Source organism: Pseudomonas sp. AC169, assembly GCF_979258515.1.
This window is the reverse complement of record NZ_OZ409866.1, coordinates 1464348-1486727: the sequence shown is the minus strand read 5'-3', so window position 1 is coordinate 1486727 and position 22380 is coordinate 1464348. Positions and strand designations below refer to the sequence as shown.

General features: G+C 59.5%; 25 protein-coding genes, 1 pseudogene and 1 riboswitch. Of the genes and pseudogenes, 11 read left to right on the top strand and 15 right to left on the bottom strand.

Annotation, left to right across the window (positions count from 1 at the left end):
- Nucleotides 1–14: 14 nt before the first annotated feature.
- The 4 genes from ACZZ0G_RS06660 to ACZZ0G_RS06645 form a co-directional block, all read right to left on the bottom strand.
- Complete coding sequence (locus tag ACZZ0G_RS06660) at nucleotides 15–956, bottom strand: MerR family transcriptional regulator (RefSeq protein WP_463555670.1); 942 nt, start codon at nucleotides 954–956, stop codon at nucleotides 15–17.
- Entirely contained in the window at nucleotides 956–1918 is a 963-nt protein-coding gene (locus ACZZ0G_RS06655) for a YbgA family protein (protein ID WP_463394933.1), read from the bottom strand. The genes ACZZ0G_RS06660 and ACZZ0G_RS06655 overlap by 1 nt, the downstream gene beginning before the upstream one ends.
- Before the next feature lie 220 nt (nucleotides 1919–2138).
- The gene (locus tag ACZZ0G_RS06650) at nucleotides 2139–2354 is read right to left on the bottom strand and encodes a TIGR02450 family Trp-rich protein (RefSeq protein ID WP_463555669.1); all 216 of its coding nucleotides are present in this window, start codon (nucleotides 2352–2354) and stop codon (nucleotides 2139–2141) included.
- Nucleotides 2351–3337, bottom strand: coding sequence for an NAD(P)/FAD-dependent oxidoreductase (locus tag ACZZ0G_RS06645; RefSeq protein ID WP_463555668.1), 987 nt, complete (start codon nucleotides 3335–3337; stop codon nucleotides 2351–2353). The genes ACZZ0G_RS06650 and ACZZ0G_RS06645 overlap by 4 nt, the downstream gene beginning before the upstream one ends.
- 197 nt (nucleotides 3338–3534) lie before the next feature.
- Here ACZZ0G_RS06645 and ACZZ0G_RS06640 point away from each other — a divergent pair, with 197 nt between their 5' ends.
- The gene (locus tag ACZZ0G_RS06640) at nucleotides 3535–4437 is read left to right on the top strand and encodes a TIGR01777 family oxidoreductase (RefSeq protein WP_463555667.1); all 903 of its coding nucleotides are present in this window, start codon (nucleotides 3535–3537) and stop codon (nucleotides 4435–4437) included.
- Between the two features lie 13 nt (nucleotides 4438–4450).
- The gene (gene hemH, locus ACZZ0G_RS06635) at nucleotides 4451–5476 is read left to right on the top strand and encodes a ferrochelatase (RefSeq protein WP_463555666.1); all 1026 of its coding nucleotides are present in this window, start codon (nucleotides 4451–4453) and stop codon (nucleotides 5474–5476) included.
- 150 nt (nucleotides 5477–5626) lie between these two features.
- Here hemH and ACZZ0G_RS06630 read toward each other — a convergent pair whose 3' ends face one another.
- Nucleotides 5627–6901 (bottom strand): uracil-xanthine permease family protein, encoded by a 1275-nt coding sequence (locus ACZZ0G_RS06630; protein ID WP_077574503.1) that lies wholly within the window; start codon nucleotides 6899–6901, stop codon nucleotides 5627–5629.
- 2 nt (nucleotides 6902–6903) lie between these two features.
- The gene (gene upp, locus ACZZ0G_RS06625) at nucleotides 6904–7542 is read right to left on the bottom strand and encodes a uracil phosphoribosyltransferase (protein WP_007912842.1); all 639 of its coding nucleotides are present in this window, start codon (nucleotides 7540–7542) and stop codon (nucleotides 6904–6906) included.
- Between the two features lie 162 nt (nucleotides 7543–7704).
- On the opposite strand from upp, the gene ACZZ0G_RS06620 reads away from it, so the two are divergent.
- The 3 genes from ACZZ0G_RS06620 (at nucleotide 7705) to ACZZ0G_RS06610 (ending at nucleotide 9227) form a co-directional block, all read left to right on the top strand.
- Nucleotides 7705–8262: a hypoxanthine-guanine phosphoribosyltransferase gene (locus ACZZ0G_RS06620; RefSeq protein ID WP_008086142.1), complete on the top strand. Its 558-nt coding sequence runs from the start codon at nucleotides 7705–7707 to the stop codon at nucleotides 8260–8262.
- A 134-nt stretch (nucleotides 8263–8396) separates the two neighbouring features.
- A complete protein-coding gene (locus ACZZ0G_RS06615) occupies nucleotides 8397–8876 on the top strand; it encodes a hypothetical protein (RefSeq protein WP_463555665.1) in 480 nt (159 codons plus the stop codon).
- Between the two features lie 63 nt (nucleotides 8877–8939).
- Nucleotides 8940–9227: a PA4642 family protein gene (locus ACZZ0G_RS06610; protein WP_457462930.1), complete on the top strand. Its 288-nt coding sequence runs from the start codon at nucleotides 8940–8942 to the stop codon at nucleotides 9225–9227.
- Between the two features lie 67 nt (nucleotides 9228–9294).
- Here ACZZ0G_RS06610 and mqo read toward each other — a convergent pair whose 3' ends face one another.
- Both mqo and ACZZ0G_RS06600 read right to left on the bottom strand, forming a co-directional pair.
- Entirely contained in the window at nucleotides 9295–10803 is a 1509-nt protein-coding gene (mqo, locus tag ACZZ0G_RS06605; RefSeq protein ID WP_463555664.1) for a malate dehydrogenase (quinone), read from the bottom strand.
- A gap of 709 nt (nucleotides 10804–11512) precedes the next feature.
- Nucleotides 11513–11746 (bottom strand): hypothetical protein, encoded by a 234-nt coding sequence (locus tag ACZZ0G_RS06600; protein WP_007912834.1) that lies wholly within the window; start codon nucleotides 11744–11746, stop codon nucleotides 11513–11515.
- A 204-nt stretch (nucleotides 11747–11950) separates the two neighbouring features.
- Here ACZZ0G_RS06600 and ACZZ0G_RS06595 point away from each other — a divergent pair, with 204 nt between their 5' ends.
- A complete protein-coding gene (locus ACZZ0G_RS06595; protein ID WP_008086137.1) occupies nucleotides 11951–12535 on the top strand; it encodes a YajG family lipoprotein in 585 nt (194 codons plus the stop codon).
- A gap of 294 nt (nucleotides 12536–12829) precedes the next feature.
- On the opposite strand, the gene ACZZ0G_RS06590 is transcribed toward ACZZ0G_RS06595, so the two are convergent.
- Nucleotides 12830–13036, bottom strand: a complete 207-nt coding sequence (locus ACZZ0G_RS06590; protein ID WP_008083982.1) for a hypothetical protein — start codon at nucleotides 13034–13036, stop codon at nucleotides 12830–12832.
- A gap of 193 nt (nucleotides 13037–13229) precedes the next feature.
- Between ACZZ0G_RS06590 and ACZZ0G_RS06585 the strand changes: the two genes are divergently transcribed.
- A complete protein-coding gene (locus ACZZ0G_RS06585) occupies nucleotides 13230–13508 on the top strand; it encodes a hypothetical protein (protein WP_463555663.1) in 279 nt (92 codons plus the stop codon).
- 61 nt (nucleotides 13509–13569) lie between these two features.
- Here the strand turns inward: ACZZ0G_RS06585 and ACZZ0G_RS06580 are convergent, their stop codons facing one another.
- Nucleotides 13570–14733, bottom strand: coding sequence for a 1-acyl-sn-glycerol-3-phosphate acyltransferase (locus ACZZ0G_RS06580; protein ID WP_463555662.1), 1164 nt, complete (start codon nucleotides 14731–14733; stop codon nucleotides 13570–13572).
- A 142-nt stretch (nucleotides 14734–14875) separates the two neighbouring features.
- On the opposite strand from ACZZ0G_RS06580, the gene ACZZ0G_RS06575 reads away from it, so the two are divergent.
- From ACZZ0G_RS06575 to ACZZ0G_RS06565, 3 genes are read left to right on the top strand one after another with little or no spacing between them, the layout of a single operon-like run.
- Nucleotides 14876–15058 (top strand): CPXCG motif-containing cysteine-rich protein, encoded by a 183-nt coding sequence (locus ACZZ0G_RS06575; protein ID WP_093441321.1) that lies wholly within the window; start codon nucleotides 14876–14878, stop codon nucleotides 15056–15058.
- Between the two features lie 9 nt (nucleotides 15059–15067).
- Nucleotides 15068–15328 carry a putative signal transducing protein gene (locus ACZZ0G_RS06570; protein WP_007912819.1) on the top strand — a complete coding sequence of 87 codons (261 nt, stop codon included), beginning with the start codon at nucleotides 15068–15070 and terminating at the stop codon, nucleotides 15326–15328.
- A 36-nt stretch (nucleotides 15329–15364) separates the two neighbouring features.
- Nucleotides 15365–15988 carry an SOS response-associated peptidase gene (locus ACZZ0G_RS06565; protein WP_463555661.1) on the top strand — a complete coding sequence of 208 codons (624 nt, stop codon included), beginning with the start codon at nucleotides 15365–15367 and terminating at the stop codon, nucleotides 15986–15988.
- Nucleotides 15989–16194: 206 nt separating this feature from the next.
- Here the strand turns inward: ACZZ0G_RS06565 and ACZZ0G_RS06560 are convergent, their stop codons facing one another.
- Nucleotides 16195–16938 carry a methyl-accepting chemotaxis protein gene (locus ACZZ0G_RS06560; RefSeq protein ID WP_463558832.1) on the bottom strand — a complete coding sequence of 248 codons (744 nt, stop codon included), beginning with the start codon at nucleotides 16936–16938 and terminating at the stop codon, nucleotides 16195–16197.
- Between the two features lie 111 nt (nucleotides 16939–17049).
- A pseudogene (locus ACZZ0G_RS06555) lies at nucleotides 17050–17247 on the bottom strand (HAMP domain-containing protein); the annotation flags it as partial.
- 1352 nt (nucleotides 17248–18599) lie between these two features.
- Between ACZZ0G_RS06555 and ACZZ0G_RS06550 the strand changes: the two are divergent.
- Nucleotides 18600–19418: a M48 family metallopeptidase gene (locus tag ACZZ0G_RS06550; RefSeq protein ID WP_463555660.1), complete on the top strand. Its 819-nt coding sequence runs from the start codon at nucleotides 18600–18602 to the stop codon at nucleotides 19416–19418.
- A gap of 124 nt (nucleotides 19419–19542) precedes the next feature.
- Here ACZZ0G_RS06550 and ACZZ0G_RS06545 read toward each other — a convergent pair whose 3' ends face one another.
- The 3 genes from ACZZ0G_RS06545 to ACZZ0G_RS06535 all read right to left on the bottom strand — a co-directional run bounded on the left by ACZZ0G_RS06545 (nucleotide 19543) and on the right by ACZZ0G_RS06535 (nucleotide 22376).
- Nucleotides 19543–20127, bottom strand: coding sequence for a TMEM165/GDT1 family protein (locus ACZZ0G_RS06545; protein WP_007912813.1), 585 nt, complete (start codon nucleotides 20125–20127; stop codon nucleotides 19543–19545).
- An 88-nt stretch (nucleotides 20128–20215) separates the two neighbouring features.
- Nucleotides 20216–20340, bottom strand: a riboswitch (yybP-ykoY riboswitch).
- A gap of 39 nt (nucleotides 20341–20379) precedes the next feature.
- On the bottom strand, nucleotides 20380–21378 hold the full coding sequence (locus ACZZ0G_RS06540; RefSeq protein WP_454564688.1) for a methyltransferase: 999 nt from the start codon (nucleotides 21376–21378) through the stop codon (nucleotides 20380–20382).
- A 32-nt stretch (nucleotides 21379–21410) separates the two neighbouring features.
- On the bottom strand, nucleotides 21411–22376 hold the full coding sequence (locus ACZZ0G_RS06535) for a 2-hydroxyacid dehydrogenase (protein ID WP_463555659.1): 966 nt from the start codon (nucleotides 22374–22376) through the stop codon (nucleotides 21411–21413).
- Nucleotides 22377–22380 lie beyond the last annotated feature (4 nt).

Below are 22380 nucleotides of genomic sequence, written 5' to 3'. Positions count from 1 at the left end.
ACTCACGGTGTCCATTAAATCAGCCCACGCTGAACGAGTTCCTGATGCGCCAGAAGCGCATCTTCAGCCAGGAACACATCAGCCATCTCAGAGGTTTTTACGGACAACTCGGCGTGGTGGATGCATACCGTTGGTCCGACCAGCATTTTCGGGCAACTGACTCCGTTCAATAGTTTCGGCAACTGCGCAAGGTTCATGGCTTTGCTGGAATACAGCAGTACGCCACGGGCTTGCAGGTGTTCGACCGCCAGCGCCAGTTCGGTGGCCGGCAGCGGCCAGTCAAACACCTGCACCGGACAATCAGCGCTACTGATCAGCCACGCGCACAGCCACAGATGAGGTTCCAGTGGCAGGTCGGAATGATTGATCAACAACAGCGGGGCGCCATGTAACTGACGATTGTTATGGTAGATGCGTGTGCCGAATTTGCTGCGTAACCACGAATAAAAGAACACCCGTTCCATCTGCGCGCCGAATTGGCCCTGCCAACGCTGCTCCAGTTCCGCCAGCAGCGGCATGAGCAATTGCTCGCACAACGTGCGTGGCGGATAGAGCGCCATGGCCTGATTGACGCTGTCGTCGAGGCTGCGTTCATTGAGCTGCGTGACGGCCGTCAGCAGTGTCTGGCGCAAACGCTGCCAATCGTTTTCCACTGATTCGCTGAACGCCTGCGGTGTGTCGAGCAGCGGTTTGACCTGGCTGACGGCAACACCACGGTTGAGCCAGGTGAGAATGGTGAGAATTTGCTGCACATGTTCGGCCGAATACAACCGGTGGCCCTTGGGCGTGCGTTGCGGCACGACCAGCCCGTAGCGGCGTTCCCACGCACGCAGGGTGATCGCGTTGACGCCGGTCTGCCGCGCGACTTCGCGAATCGGCAGCCAGCCCTCGTCGATGGCTTTCTTAAAGTCAGCGCCAAGATCTTCCTGGGCGCTGGTGTCGAGTTTGTCATTCATTAGATTGCGTTTCGCAGGCTGAGGTTTTCCGGGTGCGGTTGCAGGTAAACCTGTTGCGCGATGTACGAATCCGGATGGAGGCGAAAGTGGTGCTTGAGCAGCGTCAACGGCACCACCAGCGGCACGATGCCTTGGCGGTACTGGCCGATGACGTGGACCATTTCCTGTTTGTCTTCGGCGCTGATGACCTGTTTCAGATAACCGCTGATGTGCAGCAGCACATTGCAGTGGGTGCCACGGGTGGCGCATTTTTTCAGTGCCGCCATCAATTCGCTGAAGTAGCGTGGGCCGAGTTCGACGGGATCGGTGTCGGCCATGTTGCCGAGCAGTTTGCCCAGCGCTTTGTATTGCGGCGGGTTGTGCGCCATCAGCAAATATTTGTAGCGCGAATGAAATTCGGTGAGGGCGCGACGGCTCAGGCCATTGGCGAGGACTTGTTGCCATTCGCTGTAGGCGAACACGCGGGTGATGAAGTTCTCGCGCAGTACCGGATCGTTGAGGCGCCCGGCTTCTTCCACCGGCAGATCCGGGTGCTGTGCGCAGAACGCCTGAGCGTAAATCCCGCGCCCGCCGCCGTTCACCGGGGCGCCATTGGCGTGGTAGACCTTGACCCGTTCCAGGCCGCAGGACGGCGACTGCTGCATGAAGATGTAGCCGCAGATGTCATCGAGTTCGGCGGCCATTTTCTCGCCGTATTCGGCCAGTGGCTGGGTGACGTTGATCGCCCGGTTTACCGTGCCGACCGCTTGTGGATGCTCGGCGTCGCCAACGAGGCGGATCGGCTCGCGCGGGATGCCCAGGCCGATTGCGACCTCCGGACACACCGGGACGAAATCGAAATGCTCGGTGAGGGTGCGGCTGCACAGGCGTGATTCCTTGTGCCCACCGTTGTAGCGCACCTCGGCACCCAGCAGGCAGGCGCTGATGGCGATTTTAGGTTTGGCTACGCAAGGATCAGACATGGGCACCTCGAATCTATACCTGTACAGAGGTGGATCTCTGTACAACTTTGTTCAGCATAGATTCGTGGGTGTACAAGTCAAATTATTTGTATAACTTTTTTGGCCGAGCACAGTTCACTGTGGGAGCGAGCTTGCTCGCGAACACGGATTAACATCCAGAAAACGCATTGATTGACACACCGCCTTCGCGAGCAAGCTCGCTCCCACAGGGTGACGGTATTTACTTCCAGCCCTGAAGCCATTCAGCGTTGTTTTGTAGTGTCTGCCAATCGAGGTGTTCGGCACGCTTGGTCAACACCGCCTGCAATTCGACTTCCAGTACCGTACCTTCCTCATCACGGAACAGCTCGGTCACCAGAAAGTGTTTTTCACGGTTCTGCGGGTGGGCTGCTGTCCATTTCGACAGCAGCAATTTGCGCGGATTGATGCGGTTCATTGCAGGTGTTCGTGCAAGCGGCGCGCAGCTTCCTGGCCACTGAGCCAGGCGCCTTCGACACGCCCGGACAGGCACCAGTCGCCGCAGGCATACAGGCCCAGATCGGCATCGGCCAGTGTGCCCCATTCGTGTCCCGTCGCAGGGCGCGCATAGAGCCAGCGGTGGGCGAGGCTGAAGCTCGGCGCGGGCATGGCGCTGTGCAACAACTCAGCGAACGCGCCGTGCAACTGTTCGATCACCGCTTCCTTGGACAAATCGATGTGTTGCCGACTCCATGCACTGGTGGCATGCAGCACCCAGGTGTCGAGGTTGGTGTCGCGCCCCGGTTTGCTGCGGTTGCGCGCCAGCCAGTCGAGCGGGCTGTCCTGCACGAAGCAACCTTCGATGGGCGTATCCAGCGGTGTTTCGAAGGCGAGGGCGACGGCCCAGGTCGGCTCCATTTTCACCCCGGCAGCGGCCCCGGCAAGCTTCGGCGCAGCGGCCAGCAATGCCGTCGCTTGCGGAGCCGGCGTGGCGATCACCACGTGGCTGAACGGCCCGTGGGTGAAGCCTTCGGCGTCCTGCAAATGCCAGTGTTCCTCACCGCGATAGACCTCGGTAATCCGGCAGGCGAAGTGCACTTCCAGGCCATCGAGCAAGCCACGGGTGATGGCGCTCATGCGCGGCGTGCCGACCCAGCGGGTCTGCTCGTCCGGCGACAAATTCAATTGCCCGCCCTGATAGGTGTAGAGCTGCGGCGCCCATTCGGCGACCCAGCCCAGGCTTTGCCAGCGCTGCACTTCGGTGACGAAGCGGCGGTCGCGCGCGGTGAAGTATTGCGCGCCCATGTCCAGTGAGCCGGCGTCACTGCGTTTGCTCGACATGCGCCCGCCGCTGCCGCGACTTTTATCGAACAGTTGCACGGTGTGCCCGCTCTCTGTCAGAGCCTGGGCGGCGGAGAGTCCGGCGATGCCGGTGCCGATGATTGCGATAGGTACAGTCATAGGGGCCTCGTTTACCTTTCTGTACAGACTACGCCGTGGATGAAACCTGTACAATTTTGTTTTTTGGTATAACTTCTAGCGTTCTCGTTCTGACAGCTTGGCCTATGGTTAAACAATAGAGCCTGCCCGATAGAAAAGATCCCTGCTTATAAAAATAGACTAGTGATCCGGGTTAAACGCCACGCGAGGAAGATGTCATGCACATATTGCTGACCGGCGGTACTGGTTTGATAGGACGTCAGCTCTGCCGACACTGGTCGCAGCAGGGCCATCGCCTGACGGTGTGGAGTCGCAAACCGGAGAAGGTCGCGAAGATCTGCGGCGCGCAGGTGCGTGGCATCGCGCGCCTGGAAGACCTCGGTGATGAGCCGGTGGATGCGATCATCAATCTGGCCGGCGCGCCGATTGCCGATCGGCCATGGACCCATCGGCGCAAAGCGTTGCTGTGGAGCAGCCGTATCACGCTGACGGAAACGCTGTTGGCGTGGCTCGAAACCCGCGCGCAGAAACCGGCATTGCTGATTTCCGGATCCGCCATTGGCTGGTACGGCGACGGCGGTGAGCGCGAACTGACTGAAGATTCGCCACCAGTGATCGACGATTTCGCCAGTCAGTTGTGTATTCCCTGGGAGGAAACCGCGCAACGTGCCGAAGCGCAGGGAATCCGTGTGGTGCTGGTGCGAACGGGTCTGGTGCTGTCGGCCGAGGGCGGCTTTTTGTCGCGCTTGCTGTTGCCGTTCAAACTCGCGCTCGGCGGCCCTTTGGGCAATGGTCGGCAGTGGATGCCGTGGATTCACATCAACGATCAAATCGCCCTGATTGATTTTCTTCTGCACCGCGATCAGGCCAGCGGTCCTTATAATGCGTGCGCGCCGAAACCGGTGCGCAATCGCGAATTTGCCAAGACGCTGGGCAGCGTTTTACACCGCCCAGCGTTCATGCCGATGCCGACACTGGCGCTGAAGGTCGGCCTCGGCGAGATGTCTTTGTTGTTGCTCGGCGGCCAGAAGGCTATGCCGGCACGCTTGCTGGAAGCGGGTTTCACTTTCCAGTTCACGGATTTACGCGCGGCCCTGGACGATCTCTCTGGCCGCCTCTGAAATAGGACGTTGCATGACCGATCACGCCTTGCTTCTGGTCAACCTGGGTTCCCCGGCCTCCACCTCGGTGGCCGATGTGCGCAGCTACCTCAATCAATTCCTGATGGACCCCTACGTGATCGACCTGCCATGGCCGGTGCGGCGTCTGCTGGTGTCGCTGATCCTGGTCAAGCGCCCGGAGCAATCGGCCCATGCCTATGCGTCGATCTGGTGGGACGAGGGTTCACCGCTGGTGGTGCTCAGCCGTCGACTGCAACAGCAGATGAAAGCACAGTGGACCCAGGGCCCGGTAGAACTGGCGATGCGTTACGGCGAGCCGTCGATTGAAACCTGTTTGCTCAAGCTGGTGGCGGCGGGACACAAGCGCATCACGCTGGCCCCGCTGTATCCACAGTTCGCCGACAGCACCACGACCACGGTGATCGAAGAAGCAAAACGGGTAATTCGTCAGAAGAAACTCGACGTGCAATTGTCGGTGCTGCAGCCGTTTTACGATCAGCCGGAATATCTTGATGCGCTGGTTGAAAGCGCGAAGCCGCATCTGCAGCAGGATTACGATCACTTGCTGCTGAGCTTCCACGGTTTGCCCGAGCGGCACCTGACCAAACTCGATCCGACCGGCAGTCATTGTTTCAAGAATGACGACTGCTGCAAGAACGCCTCGCCTGCGGTATTGGCGACCTGTTATCGCGCGCAATGCCTGCGGACAGCGGCGTTGTTTGCCGAGCGCATGGGCCTGCCGGAGGGCAAGTGGTCGGTGTCGTTTCAGTCGCGTCTGGGGCGGGCGAAATGGATCGAGCCGTACACCGAAGCGCGGCTGGATGAGCTGGCGAAAAGCGGTGTGAAGAAAATTCTGGTGATGTGCCCGGCGTTTGTTGCCGACTGCATCGAGACGCTGGAAGAGATTGGTGATCGCGGTAAAGAGCAATTCCGCGAAGCGGGGGGCGAGGAGTTGGTGCTGGTGCCGTGCCTGAACGACGACCGGCAATGGGCGAAGGCGTTGGCAACTCTCTGCGAACGAGCGCCGCTTGCCCTTTAAAAGCGAAAAGCTTCGCGAGCAAGCCCGCTCCCACATGATCGTTCCCACGCTCCGCGTGGGAATGCAGCCCGTGACGCTCCGCGTCACTGGACGCGGAGCGTCCCTAGAGGCATTCCCACGCAGAGCGTGGGAACGATCAGAGCTAAAAGTTTAGATCAGCGGCTCATCCGCCTTCTTGTTCTTCCAGCCATCATTGCCCGGCAGAATCAGGTTCAGCGCAATCGCCACCACCGCGCACAGCGCGATGCCTTTGAGGCCGAAGTCGTCCGGACCGGTGCCAGTGCCGACCAGCACACCGCCAATCCCGAACACCAACGTCACCGAAACAATCACCAGATTGCGCGCCTCGCCCAGATCGATCTTGTGACGGATCAGGGTGTTCATGCCCACCGCCGCAATCGAACCGAACAGCAAGCACAGAATCCCGCCCATCACTGGCACCGGAATGCTCTGCAGCAGCGCGCCGAACTTGCCGATGAACGCCAGGCTGATGGCGAAGATCGCCGCCCAAGTCATGATTTTCGGGTTGTAGTTCTTGGTCAGCATCACTGCGCCTGTCACTTCGGCGTAGGTTGTGTTTGGCGGACCGCCGAACAGACCGGCGGCGGTGGTGGCAATGCCGTCACCGAGCAGGGTGCGATGCAGGCCCGGCTTCTTCAGATAGTCGCGACCGGTCACGCTACCCACGGCAATCACGCCGCCGATGTGTTCAATGGCCGGGGCAAGTGCCACCGGAACGATGAACAAAATCGCCTGCCAGTTGAACTCGGGTGCGGTGAAGTGCGGAATCGCAAACCATGGCGCAGCGGCAATCTTCGCGGTATCAACGACACCGAAATAGAACGCCATGGCAAAGCCGACCAGTACGCCGGAAATGATCGGCACCAGGCGGAAGATGCCTTTACCGAACACCGCCACGATCAACGTCGTCAGCAGCGCCGGCATCGAGATCAGCATCGCAGTCTGATAGTGGATCAGCTCAGAACCATCGCCAGCCTTGCCCATCGCCATGTTCGCGGCAATCGGCGCCATGGCCAGGCCGATGGAAATGATCACCGGACCAATCACCACCGGCGGCAGCAGACGGTCGATGAAACCGGTGCCTTTGATCTTCACCGCAAGACCGAGAAAGGTGTAGACGAAACCGGCCGCCATCACACCGCCCATGGTCGCGGCGAGGCCGAACTGGCCCTTGGCGAGAATGATCGGGGTGATGAAAGCGAAGCTCGACGCGAGAAACACCGGCACCTGACGCCCGGTGACGATCTGGAACAGGATCGTCCCCAGACCTGCGGTAAACAGTGCCACGTTCGGGTCCAGGCCCGTGATCAGCGGCATCAGCACCAGAGCGCCGAAAGCCACGAACAGCATCTGGGCGCCGGACAGCACCGTGCGCCAGAGCGGATCGTTGAACTCTTGCTGCATGGTTACGCGTCCTTCTGCTTGGTGCCGAAGATCTTGTCACCGGCGTCGCCAAGTCCAGGGATGATGTAACCGTGCTCGTTCAAGCGCTCATCGATGGACGCGGTGTAGATGGTCACGTCCGGGTGAGCTTTTTCGACGGCAGCAATGCCTTCCGGCGCGGCAACCAGCACCATCGCGCGGATATCTTTGCAACCAGCCTTTTTCAGCAGGTCGATGGTCGCAACCATCGAGCTGCCGGTGGCGAGCATCGGGTCGATGATCATCGCCAACCGTTCGTCGATTTCCGGAACCAGTTTTTCCAGGTAGGTGTGCGCTTGCAGGGTTTCTTCGTTGCGGGCGACACCCACAGCGGAAACCTTGGCACCCGGGATCAGGCTCAGCACGCCTTCTAGCATGCCGATACCGGCGCGCAGGATCGGCACGACGGTGATCTTCTTGCCGGCGATCTTCTCGACCGACACGGTGCCGCACCAGCCTGCAATATCGTAGGACTCCAGCGGCAAATCTTTTGTAGCTTCATAGGTCAACAGGGCGCCGACTTCCTGAGCGAGCTCACGGAAGTTCTTGGTGCTGATATCGGCGCGGCGCATCAGGCCGAGTTTATGACGGATCAGCGGATGGCGGATCTCGAGGATGGGCATGGAAAAACTCCGGCGGCGGGCAAAAAAACCGGCCTAGATTAATCTATCCGAGGGTGATGTCCTATAGGACATTCTGTACGTTAGTCCATAAAGGCTTGATTCGGCCTCAATGGATGCGTACCTTTGCCCGCTTTTCCAATTCCGCCACCCCTGGAGAGCGCCATGTCCGCTGATCTCGAGCATATCCGTCAAATCATGCGAGAGGCTGACTGCCTGTACACCGAAGCTGAAGTCGAGGCCGCCATTGCCCGCGTCGGTGCACAAATCAACGAACAACTGGCCGACAGCAACCCGGTAGTGTTCTGCGTGATGAACGGCGGACTGATTTTCTCCGGCAAGCTGCTGACGCATCTGCAATTCCCGCTGGAAGCGTCCTACCTGCACGCGACCCGTTATCGCAACGAAACCAGCGGCGGCGACCTGTTCTGGAAAGCCAAGCCGGAAGTCTCGTTCATTGATCGCGACGTGCTGATCATCGACGACATCCTCGATGAAGGTCACACCCTCGGCGCGATCATCGACTTCTGCAAACACGCTGGCGCGCGCAAAGTGCACACCGCCGTGCTGATCGACAAGGACCACGACCGCAAGGCGCGTCCTGACCTGAAAGCCGATTTCGTCGGCCTGCCATGCATCGACCGTTACATCTTCGGTTACGGCATGGATTACAAAGGCTACTGGCGCAACGCCAACGGGATCTTTGCCGTTAAAGGCATGTAAACAAGATCAAAAGATCGCAGCCTTCGGCAGCTCCTACATGGGATTGATGTACACCCTGTAGGAGCTGCGGAACGCTGCGATCTTTTGCTTTTAATCCCATGCTAGAGTGCTCGGCCCCGCCCCCGGAGCCTGTCATGCGCCTATTGATCCGCAGCTTTGCCGCCCTGTTGCTGACCCTCAGCCTGCCGCTGTCCGCCGCGCCGATGCACAGTCAATTCCTGCCGCCGGACGATCTCACCGTGCGCGACGCCGAGGCCGAGCAGCAGCAACTCATGCAGGTCACCGACTATTCCGTTGTGGTGGGCGCGCAACGCCAGTCCAATCAACAACCGATTCCGGTCACCTCGCCGCTGCTGATCCGTCTCAAGGGCAAATCCCTGAACAAGGGCGCGACCATCACACAGGTACTGGTCAATTTCGACGGCGAAAGCAAAAGCCTGAAAAAGCCGATCTACGACGACAAGAGCAAAACCCTGACGTTGTTTTACCCACAGGCCCAATACCGCGTGATCATTGATCTGCTGCGCAATGACACCGTGTATGTGCAGTTCCTCAGTTACGCCAACGGCCATATCTGGGCCGATTTGCACACCGGGACGGTGCGATCGCGTTGAGCCGGGCGGCCGGGCAGGGGTAAACTGCCCGCCCCGTGTCATGTCTGCGAGCTGGAGTCGGCAATGCGTAAAGATAAGAAACAAGTGATTGGTGACGAGATCGGCGATGAGCAGATCAAGCTGTTCCTCGATTTTGAGCCGGTCGACGCCACCTCGCCGTCGCTGCACAAACTGATCAAGGCTTACCGTGGCCTGCGCATCGATGACTTCGAGCGCTTTCTGGGTTTCTTCGTCGCTGCCGGTTATGACGTCGATGGCAAGGACGAGCAGGGCAAGACCTTCGTTGAGCTGATCGCCGATCAGCGCAACGCCCCGGACTACATCGAGCTGATCGAAAAGTCCCGCACCTGAGACTTTTCCCAAGCATAAAAAAACGCCCCGCACTCAGTGAGTACGGGGCGTTTTTTATGCGGCGTGATCAAGCGTAGCTTGGGGTCTCGCTGCTTTCTTCAACCAGTTCCAGCGCGATGTTGTTCTGCGTGTTGATCTTGCGATACAGCGCAGCATCGGTTTCCAGAACCTTTTCACGGGCCGGGAAGATCTCGGCCAGTTTGCCAGCCCACTCACCCTTGGCCTTGGCCGGGAAGCACTTCTCGATCAGCTCGAGCATGATCGAAACGGTCACCGATGCACCTGGCGAAGCACCGAGCAGGGCGGCGAGGGAACCGTCCTTGGCCGCAACCAGTTCGGTACCGAACTGCAGGATGCCGCCCTTTTTCGGGTCTTTCTTGATGATCTGCACCCGTTGGCCGGCCACTTCCAGGCGCCAGTCTTCGGCTTTCGCCTCAGGGTAGAAGCGTCGCAGGGAGTCCAGACGCTGTTCCATCGATTGCATCACTTCGCTGACCAGGTACTTGGTCAGGTCCATGTTGTTTTTCGCCACGGCCAGCATCGGCCCGATGTTGCCGGCGCGAACCGACAGCGGCAGGTCCATGAAGGAGCCGTGCTTGAGGAACTTGGTGGTGAAACCGGCGTATGGCCCGAACAGCAGGGATTTCTTGCCGTCGACTACGCGGGTATCGAGGTGCGGCACCGACATCGGTGGCGAACCTACAGCAGCCTGGCTGTAAACCTTGGCCTGGTGATGCTTGACCACTTCCGGGTTGTCGCAACGCAGCCACTGGCCGCTGATCGGGAAGCCGCCGAAGCCTTTGCTTTCTTCGATGCCCGACGCTTGCAGCAACGGCAGCGCCGCGCCACCTGCACCGAGGAAGACGAACTTGGCGTCGACTTCGCGAGTGTTGCCGTTGTTGACGTCCTTGATGCTGACGGTCCAGCCGCTGCCGTTACGCTTGAGGCCGGTCACGCGCTTGCAGTATTTGACCTGGGCATCCGGAGCGCTGGTCAGGTGCTTGAGCAACTGATTGGTCAGGGCGCCGAAGTTGACGTCGGTGCCGTTCATCACGCGGGTCGCGGCAAGGACTTCGTCCGGCGAGCGGCCCGGCATCATCAGCGGCATCCACTCGGCCATTTTGGTCTTGTCTTCGGTGTACTCCATATCGGAGAACGCGTGATGCTTGTGCAGCACGTCGAAGCGGGACTTGAGGAAGGACACACCATTGTCGCCCTGGACGAAACTCAGGTGCGGCACCGGGCTGATGAAGGATTTGCACGAGCCGAAGGTGCCTTTTTTGGTCAGGTACGACCAGAACTGCTTCGACACCTCGAACTGGGTGTTGATGTGCACGGCTTTCTTGATGTCGACGGTGCCATCAGCGGCCTGCGGCGTGTAGTTCAGCTCGCACAGACCCGCGTGGCCGGTACCGGCGTTGTTCCAAGGGTTGGAACTCTCGGCAGCACCGGAATCCATCAGCTCGACGACTTCCAGCTTGATCGCGGGGTCGAGCTCTTTGAGCAGCACGGCCAGAGTGGCACTCATGATGCCCGCCCCAACCAGAACTACGTCGACTGCTTCGTTATGCGCCATTTAACGCGTCTCCAAAATCTGCAGCACCAAATTGTCGGCATGGCTGCCAGGCGTTCCGGGACAGGTCATTGATGTCCGGGCTATCCGTGGTCAGGTTCGCCATGTCCGAATCTTCGCAATTTTTCGCAACTTCGACGGATGTATGCGGCCTGGCTTCAAGAGCTCCATGAACTCATTTCAGCACGCGGCTGGCAATTCGACTTATGGTCGAGACATCCGTTTTTGTGCAACCAAATCCGTAGCGGACAGGCTTCAGGCTCCGATATTCGAGGTATACCCGGTCCTGTGTCGTTGGGCTGTTTCAGACGCTAATGGTGCATGTTCAGACGCAAAACTTTTCATTTGCTCGCCACACTCTTGTGAAGTTGTGAAAACCCGTTTTTTTCACGCTCTTTTGAAGACGTGAACCTCAAAAAAGGGCTGTCCAGGCCTGGCACCTTGCCCGCAAAGGCAAAACAACGCGGTGGCCGAGCGTCATGACAGCTCTGCAGATTCGCGAAAAGCGGGGTTTTTGCCGGAAGAACAGGCAAGCGCGCCAACTTCACTCGATCTGTGTGGGCGGCTCTCTGTGGGCGATTTTGATGTCAAATGCATGCGCATTGACGCTGTTGCGGGGCCCGATCAGGAGACGTCCTTATAATCGGGGGGAGATTGTATCGAAGAAATGCGCGCTGTTGCTCGTGTTTAATGACTTTTATTAGGCATCCGGTCAGATGCTCAACATCGCTTGCACCCGTGCACGGGGCTGCGACGCTATGACGCGGGCGCTGGCGGGCAGTGGCTGGTGCAACCAGTTGAGGCGGATTTCTTCGATTTCCACCCAGCCGTCGCCCATCGGTTGCAGGCTGCACTGCTTGAATGCCTGGCAATGGCCGTTGCGATCGAGCAGAGCGAAGCTGCGGTGCAGCGGGCGAGGGGCGAACAACGAGATCAGATAACGCATGGTTGAGTACCTTGTGGGGGACTGATTGCAAGGTTGCCAAAGCGCCGTGACGTGAACGTGTATGGCGGGTGAATAATCTGTGACAGGAACCGCTATGCCACGGGTTTGTCAGACATTTCAGTATTCGCTGCCGGGCGCTGGTTACCCGCAGTGGCCCACCGCTATACTGCCGGCCTGTTTGTGCCTGATTCTGGAGAGAAGAGCATGTTGCAACGCCTGTTGTTCGGTTTGATCACTGTGGCCGGTTTGACCCTGGCCGGCTGCGCCCACAGCCCGCAACAACTGAACCCGGAGCCGAAGCTGACCACCCAGCTGCCTGCGGTCGGTCGTGGCCAGCCTGTTGTTGTGCGTGTAGTCGACGGTCGTCCGTCGCCAACCCTCGGTACCCGTGGCGGTCTGTACCCGGAAACCAGCGCCATCACCGTGCAGCGCGAGCAGATCCTGCCGAAGCTGCAGGCTCAGGCTGAAGCCGCCGTGCGTCTGCTCGGGTTCACCCCGACCAACAATGCGCCAAACGCTCCGCAGCTGACCGTGACCCTGGCCGAACTGAAATATCAGTCGCCAAAAGAAGGCATGTACGTGACCGAAGCGACCATCGGTGCGACCTTCCGCTCCGACGTGCAGAACGCCAACCGCCGTTACAGCGGCCGTTACGGCGCGTCGCTGGACCAGCGTTTCGGCATGGCGCCGAACCAGGAAACCAATACCAAACTGGTCAGCGATGTATTGAGCGATGCGCTGACGCGTCTGTTCAAGGATCCGACGGTGGGTCAGGTTTTGGCTGAGTAAGTTTTTCGGCAGATGTGAAAAAGCCCGGGGCCAGTGATGGTTTCGGGCTTTTTTGTGGGGCATGAAATCGTACCCCCTCACCCCAGCCCTCTCCCCCAAGGGGGCGAGGGGGAAAGGGAGCCGATCTGTGTTGTTCTTGAGACCTGCATTCATCTCGGAGTTTCAGGTCGATTTGCGTTGTTCTTGAGATCTACATTCACCTCGGACGTTCAGGTCGATGTATTTCGACCAAACAACTCGGTCAGTCCCCTCTCCCTCCGGGAGAGGGCTAGGGTGAGGGTGCTTTTGCTATTTTCAGGCCGCCTGAGAATAGAAGTCGAGCACGCTAACGCCCGTCAGCAAGTCAGTCTCGGGCAAATCCGCATGCTGATGCCCGCCCAGTGCGCAATACACCAGCCAATGGCGATCCTGAACATTGAAGGCGAGGCTGCCGACGAGGCTCTGTTGCTCGTCGTAAGGGGTAATGAGGTACAGACGATCCTGGTTTTCAGCGTGAAGCATGTCGCGTTCCATGTGCGTTTCGAGGCGCGCATCTTGGTGTATCCACATGACGATGCCGTGACATGGGGCAGCCATCGGTCGATTGTCATGTAATTTGTCGCAAAGGCTGGGGCAGGGCTCTCGGGTTTCGGTAGAATCCGCGCCGCGGTCGTCGATCTGGCGTCTGCCATACCGGTTTAGATAGAGGTCTGTGATGTCGCTGCACTTGATGACGCTGTTTACCGCCCATCCCGCCAAATTGATCAACCTGCTGGCGCTGCTCCTGGCGTTTCCCGGCAGTTGGCTGCTGCACGCGACCCGCCGTCGTGAACAGCGCGCGCTGGCCAGCATTGCCGCCCAGCGTCAGGCGCAGCCGAATGCCGAGCCGCTGCTGGATTGGGCGACCTTGCGCATGAACCGGTTTTTCTATCGATTTGGTTTTGCCTGTCTGGGCCTGGCCCTGATCGTCTCCTGGATCAGCACCCGCTTCTGAAAGCATCAGGCATGAAAAACGGCGCCCGAGGGCGCCGTTTTTTGTGTCTGGGGTAAACCGCTTACAACGGCAACCCAGCCTTCACGCGGTACTGATTGCGCACCGGCGTCGCATATTGCAGCACCAGATACGGACGATGCTCTTGCGGGCACGCATCCAGTCGGCTCTGCCACTCTTCCTGCGCCTTGGCCAGTTCATCCGCCGGGAACACCTCGGCAGCTTTCGGCACGTTCAGTTGCGGATCGGCGTCAGCCCACTGCGCATACGCCAGGTAATGCACCGGGAACAACCGGTAACCGCCGAGAATCTGTTTGTCCATCTCGACCGCCAATTGCTTGGTGTCTTCGAACAGCTCGGTGATCGGCGCGGCAAAGTTCACGTGCACCCGGCCCTTGTAGCCGGTGATGCCCTTGGCAATGCTCACGTCATCCTCGCCCGGCGCTTTCGCGTAGGTGCCGGTGGTGGCGCGGATGTACAGTTCGCGGGCCTTGGCCTGGTCGCACGGGTCGTATTCGTAGCTGATCGACACCGGAGTGACGTTCAGCGAGCGGATGACTTCGCCAAACGGCTCGTCCTTGCGGCTCATGTGGAACATCTTGAGGATCGCCGACTCGGTACGGTCGTCGCCGTCCTTCGCCCGACCTTCAGCCTGAGCGATCCAGATCGACGCGCAATCATTGCGGATCGAGTGGTTGATGTACGCCGACAACAGTTGATACGCAGCCATTTTCTCGCGACGACCGGTAATCGAACGGTGCACGATGAAGCTCTTGTTCAGGCGCATCAGGTCGCTGACAAACGGCTTCTGCAGCAGGTTGTCGCCAATCGCAATGCGCGGCGTCGGCAGGCCAGCGTGGTACACGGCGTAGTTGACGAACGCCGGGTCCATCACGATATCGCGGTGATTGGCGATGAACAGATAGGCGCTGCCGGACTTGAATTGCTCGACACCGGTGTAGGTCACGCCATCGGTGGCGCGCTCGATAGTGTGGTCGACGTAGGACTCGACCTTGTCCTGCAACGTCGCCACCGATGTCACGTCGGCGAACTCACGACGTAGCCGATGGGCTATAAGTGGTTTGAGCATCCAGCCGAAGGCACCGGCAAAACGCGGGAAGCGGAAGTGGGTGAGGATATCTAGAAACGCCTTGTCGCCGAGCAGTCTTGCCAGTACCACAGGTACTTCGCTGTCGTCGTAAGGTCGGATGGCATCGAATTCGCCCATCATGCTCTCTTGTTGGAAACGGCTAGGGTAAGTAAAGGTTTTGATCGAAAACCCGCGGGGCACGGTCAGAAAAAATAGCCAGACAAAAATAGCCCTGCAAATAGACCGGCGATTATACGCACAAGTCACTTGGGAGACCGCGATGCTGGAAACCGCTGAGTACGAATGTCCTTATTGTGGGGAAACGGTCGAGACGACAGTGGACCTGTCCGGTGGCGATCAGACCTACATCGAGGACTGTCAGGTCTGTTGTCGGCCCATAACGTTCGTATTGCAGGTCCATGGCGAGGACTGGTTTCTGGAAGTCTTCAGCGAAAACGAGTGAGGGCCGCGTATGCAGCGAATCTACGAGCCGGAAAACCTGATGGAAGGTGAAATGCTCAAGGGCATGCTCGCCAGCGAAGGCATAGAAGCGCACTTGATCGGCCGGGATTTGCTCGGTGGAACGGGCGAATTGCCGATTTTCGGTCTGCTGGGACTGTCCGTCGATAACGACCAGGCCGAATACGCCCGCGAGCTGATCACCGCGTACAATGCCGCGCTACCGCTGCCCGGCGATGAACCGGAGAGCTTTCCCGGGACGCTGGTCTGTTAGGCTGAGCTTCGTTTTACTTCAGAGTCGTGTTGCCCCATGTGTGGACGTTATGCCCTGTTTCGCTGGAACCGCGATTTCGCGGCCCTGCCAGGTTTTCCCGCCGATCAGCAGGCGCAGTGGAACATTTCCCCCAATGATTCGGTGTTGATGCTGCGTGTCGGTGAAGCCGGTGGGCGCACGTTGGCCCGCGCCCGTTGGGGGCTGACGCCGCCGTGGCTGACTGATTTGTCGAAGACCCCGGCGCATGCACGGGCGGAAACCGTGGCCGAGCAGCCGATGTTTCGTGAGGCGCTGCGCCAGCGTCGTTGCCTGCTACCGGCGAATGGTTTTTACGAATGGCGCGGGACCCAGCGCAAGCGCCCGTTCTGGCTGACGCCGGGGGAGGGCTCGTCGCTGTTTTTCGCGGCGATCTGGGAGGCGTATCCGGTGCAGGAGCAGGTCTGGTTGAGTACGGCGGTGATCACGCAACCGGCGTCGAGTCAGCGCCGGCCGTTGATTCTTGATGAAGCAGGGCAGGCGGCGTGGCTGGATCCGGAGACGCCGTTGCATGTGTTGCAAGGGTTGCTGGCCAGTGAACCTGCTGCGTTGCGTGAGCGGGTGTTGGCGAATCTGATCAATGATCCGAAGCTCAACGGGCCGGAGTGTTTGACCCCGGGTTAAAGCCTGTAGATCAAAAGCCCCTCACCCTAACCCTCTCCCAGAGGGAGAGGGGACTAATCGAGTTGTCTACCGTCATGCATTGACCTGAAAAATCGTGGCGATTATGGATTCGGTGAAAAGCGTTCAAGTCGGTGTACTTCGTCAATATCCCCCAATCAGTCCCCTCTCCCTTTGGGAGAGGGTTAGGGTGAGGGGCTTTTCGCTTTTCAGACCTTGAACTGATTGATCAACCGCCGCTGTTGCTCCGCCAGTTTGGTCAAATCCGCACTCGCCGAACTCGACTCATCTGCGCCGCCCGCCACTTCATTCGCTACTTGGCCGATATTGATCACGTTGCGGTTGATGTCATCGGCTACCGCGCTCTGCTCTTCCGCCGCGCTGGCGATCTGTGTGTTCATGTCGTTGATCACCGACACCGCGTGAGTAATGGTCTCCAGAGCCTCAGCTGCTTTCGCCGCGTGCTGCACGCTTTCGTCGGTGCGGCTCTGGCTGTCTTCCATGACTCGCACCACATCACGGGTGCCTTGTTGCAGTTGCTGGATCATCGTCTGGATTTCTTCAGTGGCTTTCTGGGTTTTCTGCGCCAGATTACGCACCTCGTCTGCCACCACGGCAAAGCCACGACCCTGTTCGCCAGCGCGCGCGGCTTCAATCGCCGCGTTCAAGGCGAGCAAATTGGTCTGCTCGGCAATCCCGCGAATCGCCGTGAGGATCGCGTTGATGTTCTCGCTGTCCTTGGCCAGCGTTTGCACCACCTCTACAGCCTTGCCTATTTCCACTGCCAGCACGCCAATCGAATCCGACGTGTCGCGGACAATCTGCATGCCCTGGCTGGCGGCCTGATCGGCATGACTGGCCGCTTGTGCCGCCTGCGTCGCGTTACGCGCGACATCCTGGGCGGTGGCGGTCATCTCCTGCACCGCTGTGGCGACCTGATCGATCTCGGCCATTTGTTTCTGAATGCCGATGTTGGTGCGAATCGCAATGTCAGCGGTATGTTCAGAGGAGTCGCTGACGCTCTGCACCGAGGTCACCACCTGAGTGATCATCGCCTGCAACTTGGCCAGAAACGTGTTGAAGCCCTTGGCGATCGAACCGAGTTCATCGCTGCGATCACTGCTCAAACGACGGGTCAGATCACCTTCACCCTGAGCGATGTCATTGAGCATGGCGACCATCTGCTTCAGTGGTCGGGCGATACCGTGGCCGACCAGCCAGATCACCAGCAGGCCGAGGCCGGCGATGATCAGACCGACCATGGCCATGCCGAAAGTGTCGGATTTGCGCTGGGCCTCTAGATCGCCCTGCAGTTTTTGCAGGTCGGCCATCACCGCGTTGAGCGGCAATTGCAACATCAATGTCCAGCGAGCATCGGTCTGGCCGATGCCGAACGGCAGGTACAACTCGATGCGGTTTTTGTCCTTGTTGACCGAGTAAGTCACTTCGCCGCGTTTGAGATTGGCCAGGTTGGCAGTCTGCTCGGCGTCGAGGATGTCGCTGACTTTTTCGCCGAATTTGCTCGGATCTTGTGTGTACGCGACGATCCGGCCGTTGCCGCCGATCAGCGCCATTTGCCCGGCACCGCTGTACAGCTTCTGGTTGGCGCCGAGGAGCATTTCCTGAATGAAGTTCACCGACAGGTCGGCGCCGACGATGCCCTGGAAGGCGCCGTTGAGCATGATCGGTTCAATGAACGAAGCGAGCATGACGATTTTGTCGCCGACTTTATAAGGCGCCGGATCGATCACGCAGGCTTTCTTCGTTTCTTTCGAGCACAAGTAGTACTCGCTGGCGCGCACGCCGGTGGACAGGGTTTTCTGGTCGTCGACGTCGACCAGTTTGTCGAGGCCGAGGGTGCCGTCGTCATTGCGGAACCACCACGGCAGGAAGCGCCCGTTGGTCGCGTCGATGCCCACGACGCTAGTGCCGATGTAGGCCGCGTCATTGTGGTCGAGGGCATTCTTTTCCCAGCCGATGTAGGTGCCGAGAATCTTCGGGTTCTTTTCGACGTTCTCTTTGATCAGGCTGATCAGTTGTTCGCGGCTGACGCTCAGGCGCGGTTGGCCATCGGCGCCCGGCGTGCCGAGCAGGGTGTTGACTCGGACAAGTCCGCCGGCAATCAGCAGCGGCGCTTCGAGTTCGCGCTGGATCTGGCTGACCTGGGTTTGCGCCAGCGAAGTCAGGCGCTGTTCGATGACTTGCTCGAACTGCGCCTGAGTGCGCTGTTGCACCATTTCTTGCGTGCGCGCACCGGAGAACAGCGCATACAACACCAGCGCGGCCACCACGCTGAGCACGATGGCGCCGGCCAGGGCGGCAACGGAAAACTGGATCGACTTGAACTTCATGGGAGCTCCGCACGCAAGAGGACGTCTGCGGTGATGTATCGGCAGGCGGCATGGGGCCATGAGTGAGGCGGGGCGGAATTGAATGCGCATGTCGCAAATGGATCAGTGTGCGACGCAGTTGCGCAGGGCTTGGCGGTCGCTGTGAATTTTTTACGACAGGTCAGGTGGGAAACGTCTGAAAGTCGCTGCAGCACGTCCGTTGTATCTGGCGTCGATACAATTACCCGCCTAGGATACGCGACAGGTTTTCAGGGAGCTTTTGAATGAACAAGACATTGGTTGTAAGTGCACTGAGCGCAGCGCTGTTGCTGGCCGGTTGTCAGTCGGTCAACACCACCAGCGGCGGCGCCGTGGGTGTGGAGCGCAAGCAATACATGTTCAGCATGCTGTCCTCGCAAGAGGTCGACCAGATGTATGCCCAGTCGTATCAGAAGACCGTCGGCGAGGCCTCGAGCAAAGGTGTGCTGGACAAGACCAGTCCCGAGGCCAAGCGGGTTCAGGCGATTGCCAACCGCTTGATCGCCCAGGCGCCGAACTTCCGTCCGGATTCGGCGCAATGGCAGTGGGAAGTCAATCTGATCAAGAGTGATGAACTCAACGCCAACTGCGGGCCGGGGGGCAAGATCATTTTCTACACCGGGCTGATCGACAGCCTGAAGCTTACCGACGATGAAATCGCTGCGGTCATGGGCCATGAAATCGCCCACGCCCTGCGCGAGCACGGTCGTGAAGCGATGTCCAAGGCGTACGGGATTGAAATGGCCAAGCAGGGCGCGGGTGCGTTGCTCGGTCTGGGGCAGGACAGCCTGGCGCTGGCCGACACCGTGGCCAACTACGGCATGACCTTGCCGAACAGCCGCGCCAACGAAAACGAAGCGGATCTGATCGGTCTGGAACTGGCCGCACGCGCCGGCTACAACCCGAATGCCGCGATCACCTTGTGGAACAAGATGAGCAAGGCCTCGGAAGGTTCGCCGCCAGAGTTCATGAGCACTCACCCGGCCTCGGCCAGTCGGATTGCCTCGTTGCAGGCGGCGATTCCGAAGGTCATGCCGCTGTACGAACAGGCCCCGAAGTCCTGAGTCGGTGATCGTTCCCACGCTCTGCGTGGGAATGCCTCAAGGGACGCTCCGCGTTCCAAAAGGGACGCAGAGCGTCCCCCGGCTGCAATCCCACGCAGAGCGTGGGAACGTCCTTCTCTCAGGTTTAAACCCAGCCACTGCTCTGCATCGCTTTGTACACCGCAACGATCGCCAGAATCATGAATGCCGAAGCCGCGAGGCGACGGATCAGGGTCAGCGGCAATTTGTCCGCCGCAAAGTTACCCGCCAGAACCACCGGCACGTTGGCAATCAACATGCCCGCCGTTGTACCGATAATCACCAGCCACAAATCAGGGTATTGCGCGGCGAGCATCACCGTCGCGACCTGAGTCTTGTCACCCATTTCAGCCAGAAAGAACGCAATCAGCGTGGTCAGGAACGGCCCGAACTTGCGTGCGGTGCTGGTTTCATCGTCGTCCATTTTGTCCGGAACCAGCGTCCATAGCGCCGTGGCCGTAAAGCTCGCGGCGAGGATCCAGTGCAGTGTCGCATTCGAGAAGAAACTGCCGAACCAGGCGCCTACCGCACCCGCTGCTGCGTGGTTGGCCAGGGTCGCAGCGACAATACCGGCAATGATCGGCCAGGGTTTGCGGAAGCGAGCGGCGAGAATCAGCGCGAGCAGTTGCGTCTTGTCGCCGATTTCGGCCAAGGCAACGATTGCGGTGGGAACGAGTAACGAGTCCAGCATCAGGATTTTCCTAAGGGGCGGGTCGACACGGCTATGACACGTACAGCCTTCCCGCCCCGGGTAAGGTGTGCGTGTCATAGGTCTTGTCAAACCCTGCGATCCGTCTGCTGCGGACGCTTGGGTCGCATACGCCATGATCTGAGGATCAAGTATGTTGACGTATGCCGGACGAGCATGGCGCTCGTGGGAGACTACTCCCCTAGGACGGAGCGGATTCTGCCTAGGCAAATCCGTTTGGGCAAGAACAAATTTTCAGCCGCGTTTGGCCCGGTAAATCCGGAAACCATTGCCTTCAGCCTTGATTGCGCACACACCCAAATGTTCTTCGATCAGCGGCTGATACTTCAGGAAACTGTTCGCCACCAAGCGTAGTTCGCCGCCGTTTTTCAGATGTTTGGCCGCTTTTCGCAGCAAGTTCTCGGTGGCGAAATAATCGGTGTGTACGCCGACATGGAAGGGAGGATTGCTCAAAATTGCATTCAAACCCATCGGCGCTGCATCGATACCGTCACCGGTCAGCACGTCGGCTTCCAGGCCGTTGGCAGCCAGGGTGAGGCGGCTGCTGGCGGCGGCGAAGGCATCGACATCGAGCAATGTGACCTGGTTATGCGGATAGCGACGTTTCACCGCAGCACCCAACACACCAGCGCCGCAACCGAAGTCGAGCAGATGGCCGCTTGGCAGTTTGTCCAGATGCTCCAGCAGCAGGGCGCTGCCGCGATCGAGGCGACCGTGGCTGAACACGCCCGGCAGGCTGATGACTTTCAGCGGGCCTTCAGCCAATGGCAGTTCATAAGTCTGCGCCAGGCTTTCCAGCGACTTGGCTTCCGGGGCATTGGCCACCGTGACTTGCCAGAGCTGGCAATGGCGTGCGCTGTCGAGCTTGCGTGGCTTGCCGAACGGGTTGAGCTGCTTGGACGCGCCTTCGATGCCGCTGCGTTTTTCCCCGACTAGAAATACTTCACGTCCAGCCAGACGCGAAGCCACTGCGTTGAGAATGTAATCGGTCAGGTCCTTGGACTTGGGCAGGAACACCACAGCGCTGTCGAATTCACGCTCTGGCACGTTCACGCCGAAATGGCTGCGGCCTTCGAAACGGGCATCCAGTGCGGCTTGATCGCCAGCATGCCAGCACCAGCCGAACGCGTTGGGCAGGCGCCCAAGCAAATCGTCGGCAGGCAAACCGGCCAGCAACAACGAACCTTGAAACAACTCGGGCTGACGAAGCAGTACTTCACTGCGCGGATCCATAACTGCTCCTCAAAAAAAAGTGCCGCAGTTTATCAACTGACGACCCGCAGCGCCTTACCGCTGAAGAACGCCTGAGCGTTTTCGCGCAATTGGCCGACGATGCGCTGCCGTGCCTCGCGGCTGCCCCAGGCGTTGTGCGGGGTGACGATCAGGCGGGGAATGTCCGCCGCGAGCAACGGATTGCCCTGAGTCGGCGGTTCGACGCTCAGCACATCGGTAGCTGCGCCGCCGAGGTGGCCGTTGCGCAAGGCATCAGCCAGCGCCTGCTCATCGATCAGCCCGCCACGAGCCGTGTTGACCACGAATGCACCGGGTTTCATCGCCGCCAGTTCGCGGGCACCGATGAAGTGGCGAGTGTGCTCATTGAGCGGGCAGTGCAGGGTGAGGGCGTCGATCTGTGGCAGCAGTTCATCCAGCGGCAGGCGATCCGGGCGGGCAGGGCGCCCGGGAATCTGCCCGAGCAGCACACGCATGCCGAACGCCTCGGCCAGTCGCGCAACAGCGCCACCGAGTTCACCGTGGCCGAGCAGGCCGAGGGTTTTGCCTTCCAGCTCAACGATCGGATAGTCGAGCAGGCAGAACTGTTTGGCCTGCTGCCAGCGACCTTGGCCCACGGCTTTCTGATAATCGGCCAGGCGGGTGGCGAGGTTGAGCAGCAGCATGATCGTGTGCTGCGCCACCGACGGCGTGCCGTAACCCTGGCAGTTGCACACGGTGATGCCCTGAGCGCGAGCGGCGGCGAGGTCGACGTTGTTGGTGCCGGTGGCGGTAATCAGGATCAGTTTCAGATCGGGGTTGGCAGCCATGGCAGCCGCGTCGATCAGGATCTTGTTGGTGATCGCCACCGTCGCCCCTTGCAGGCGCTCGGCAACTTGCTCGGGCAAGGTCTGGGCGAACAGTTGCAGATCGCTGAAACACTCGTGTAGCGGACTGAGGTCAAGGTCGCCGAGATCCAGCGAAGGGTGATCAAGGAATACCGCGCGGCGCGTGTTCGTCATCAAC